Here is a 2,432-nt window from a genome sequence, read left to right on the forward strand (position 1 = left end):
TGGCTAGCCACGCTGCCGCCACTCGGCTAAGCCGCAGCCCATGACCAACGCCCTCAGCTTTCTCGACCGCGCCGATCGGCCGCGCCTTGTCTATTCGTATCGCCGGGCCGCGCCCGAGCGCGCCGGGGTGCCGACGCTTGTCTTCCTGCCCGGCTATGCCAGCGACATGACCGGCACCAAGGCGCTCGCGCTCGACGCCTGGGCGGGGGAGACCGGCCATGCGATGCTGCGCTTCGACTATGCCGGGTGCGGGGCGAGCAGCGGCAAGTTCGAGGATCAGGCGCTGGCCGACTGGCGCGATGACGTGCTCGCGCTGATCGATACGGTGGTGAGCGGCCCTGTACTGCTCATAGGATCGTCGATGGGCGGCTGGCTGGCGCTGCTGGTCGCGCTCGCGCGGCCGCAGCGCGTGGCAGGCATTATCGGCATCGCCGCCGCGCCCGATTTCACCATGTGGGGCTTTTCCCAAGAGGAAAAGATGACGATCCTCACCGAAGGGCGGCTCGAGCGCGCGAGTGAATATGGCCCAGAGCCGATGGTGACCACGCGCCGCTTCTGGCAGTCGGGCGAGGGCAACCGCGTGCTGATCGGCGAGATCGCCTATGACGGCCCGGTGCGGCTGATCCAGGGGCAGAACGACCCCGACGTGCCGTGGCAATATGCGCTGGAGACTACGAAGCAGCTGCGATCGGCCGACGTGCAGCTTCTGCTGATCAAGGACGGCGACCACCGCCTCTCGCGTGATGGCGACATCGCGCTGCTGGTGCAGACGGTGGGGAATCTGCTGATACAGCTTTCATCCACCTGACCCGTCACCCCCGCGAAAGCGGGGTCCCGCTTTTGCGCGCCCGTTGCTGAAGAAGAGGGATTCCCGCGTTCGCGGGAATGACGATTATGCGAGCGGCGCTTCCCTGACGATCGGCCTCGGGCGGTGGTTCTCGTCCAGCGCGACGAAGGTGAAGAGCCCGCTGGTCACGCGCACTTCCTCCGCGCCGCGCCCGCGCGTGGCGATCACGTCGAGCCGGATCGCGATCGAGGTGCGGCCCACCCGCTCGACCTCGCCATAGATCGAGATGATGTCGCGCAGCAGGATTGGCGCGAGGAACTGCATCGTCTCGATCGCGACGGTGGCGCAGGGCCCCTGCACTTCGCGGCCCGCGACGATGCCGCCTGCGATATCCATCTGCGCCAGCACCCAGCCGCCGAAGATATGGCCGTTCGAGTTGATGTCGGCAGGCGCGGGCACCACGCGCAGCACGGGTTCTCGTCCCGCGGTCAGCGATCCGGTCGGTTCGGACATGAAAAAGACCCCCTCAAGGCGCGTCGGGATCGAGCGCGTCGTCTATCGATTCGTCATGGCCGGTGCCGCTGGACAGGAAGACCAGCCCCATCAGCGCCGCCGTGAGCAGCATGGTAAAGCCGATGCCGAGCGCGGCGGCAATATAGAGATGGATCGAGACCAGCCCGTGCAGCAGGAACAGCGTGCCCAGGATGAGCCCGATCGCCAGTGTGGTCACTGCCGCCATCCAACCCATGACGCGCCAATAGCGGCCCCAGGCGAAACGGGCATAAGCGGGATCGTCCAGATTCGAATAGCGCGGCATGGGCAGGGATATAGGTGCTCGCGGCTTTTCTTTCCAAGCATTTCGTGGGACGATGCTTCTGCCTTGAGTCGCTCTGGCGGCGCTCATGTTTCGGCGCTGCCTCCCTAGAAGGCGACCGGGCTGTGCCCAAGGAGAGCGCCTGCCATGACCATTGCCCATATCCTTTCCGGCCGCGACGGAACCGTCCACCAGTGCGCGTGCAGTGCCACGGTGCGCGATGCCGCCAATCTGCTCGCGGAGAAACGCATCGGCGCGCTGCCCATCGTGCGCGACGGCGAGGTGGTGGGCATCTTTTCCGAGCGCGACCTGGTCTACAAGCTGCACGCCCAAGGGCCAGAGGTGCTCGATCAGCCGGTCGAGGCGGCGATGACCGCGCCGGCGATCACGGTCACGCCCGATACCCAGGTCATGTCCGCGCTGTCGCTGATGACCCGGCGGCGCATCCGCCACCTGCCGGTGGTGGAGGGGACGACGCTGATCGGCTTCGTGTCGATCGGCGATCTGGTCAAGTATCGCATCGACAAGATCGAAAGCGAGGCGGCGGCGCTCAGGGATTATATCCAGAGCGTTTGAACCGGGGGATTGGGTGCCGACGTCCCTCGACTTCGCTCGGGAACTCGGAAAAGGTCGTTCAAAGGCGAGACGCACCCCCTCCGTTTGTCCCGAGCCCTTCGACTGGCTGGCCAGCCAGCCGCTCAGGATGAACTAAAGTCGAGGGACGTGTGCGCAACCCTCGCTGCGTAAGCCTATCGCATCAGTCCGCCGAGCAGGTTGCGCGCGAAGCGGCCCAGGCCCGGAAAGCCGAACGCCTTGCCGATTTCGGTCGCG

4 protein-coding genes are annotated in these 2,432 nt (G+C 66.1%); 2 read left to right on the plus strand and 2 right to left on the minus strand.

What is annotated here, in order from left to right:
- The first annotated feature begins 40 nt into the window (after nucleotides 1-40).
- Entirely contained in the window at nucleotides 41-808 is a 768-nt protein-coding gene (locus tag AX735_RS20050; protein WP_066284019.1) for an alpha/beta hydrolase, read from the plus strand.
- An 84-nt stretch (nucleotides 809-892) separates the two neighbouring features.
- On the opposite strand, the gene AX735_RS20055 is transcribed toward AX735_RS20050, so the two are convergent.
- Nucleotides 893-1,300 (minus strand): acyl-CoA thioesterase, encoded by a 408-nt coding sequence (locus AX735_RS20055; protein WP_066284021.1) that lies wholly within the window; start codon nucleotides 1,298-1,300, stop codon nucleotides 893-895.
- A gap of 13 nt (nucleotides 1,301-1,313) precedes the next feature.
- Complete coding sequence (locus AX735_RS20060; RefSeq protein ID WP_066284024.1) at nucleotides 1,314-1,604, minus strand: hypothetical protein; 291 nt, start codon at nucleotides 1,602-1,604, stop codon at nucleotides 1,314-1,316.
- Between the two features lie 144 nt (nucleotides 1,605-1,748).
- Here AX735_RS20060 and AX735_RS20065 point away from each other — a divergent pair, with 144 nt between their 5' ends.
- Entirely contained in the window at nucleotides 1,749-2,177 is a 429-nt protein-coding gene (locus tag AX735_RS20065; RefSeq protein WP_066284027.1) for a CBS domain-containing protein, read from the plus strand.
- Nucleotides 2,178-2,432: the final 255 nt, after the last annotated feature.

The organism is Blastomonas sp. CCH1-A6 (assembly GCF_001556365.1).
GTDB lineage: Bacteria > Pseudomonadota > Alphaproteobacteria > Sphingomonadales > Sphingomonadaceae > Blastomonas > Blastomonas ursincola.

Bases quoted from the DNA above. Each gene is read 5' to 3' on its own strand.
- AX735_RS20050 (WP_066284019.1), top strand. From the start codon at position 41: ATGACCAACGCCCTCAGCTTTCTCGACCGCGCCGATCGGCCGCGCCTT.
- AX735_RS20065 (WP_066284027.1), top strand. From the start codon at position 1,749: ATGACCATTGCCCATATCCTTTCCGGCCGCGACGGAACCGTCCACCAG.
- AX735_RS20060 (WP_066284024.1), bottom strand. From the start codon at position 1,604: ATGCCGCGCTATTCGAATCTGGACGATCCCGCTTATGCCCGTTTCGCC.
- AX735_RS20055 (WP_066284021.1), bottom strand. From the start codon at position 1,300: ATGTCCGAACCGACCGGATCGCTGACCGCGGGACGAGAACCCGTGCTG.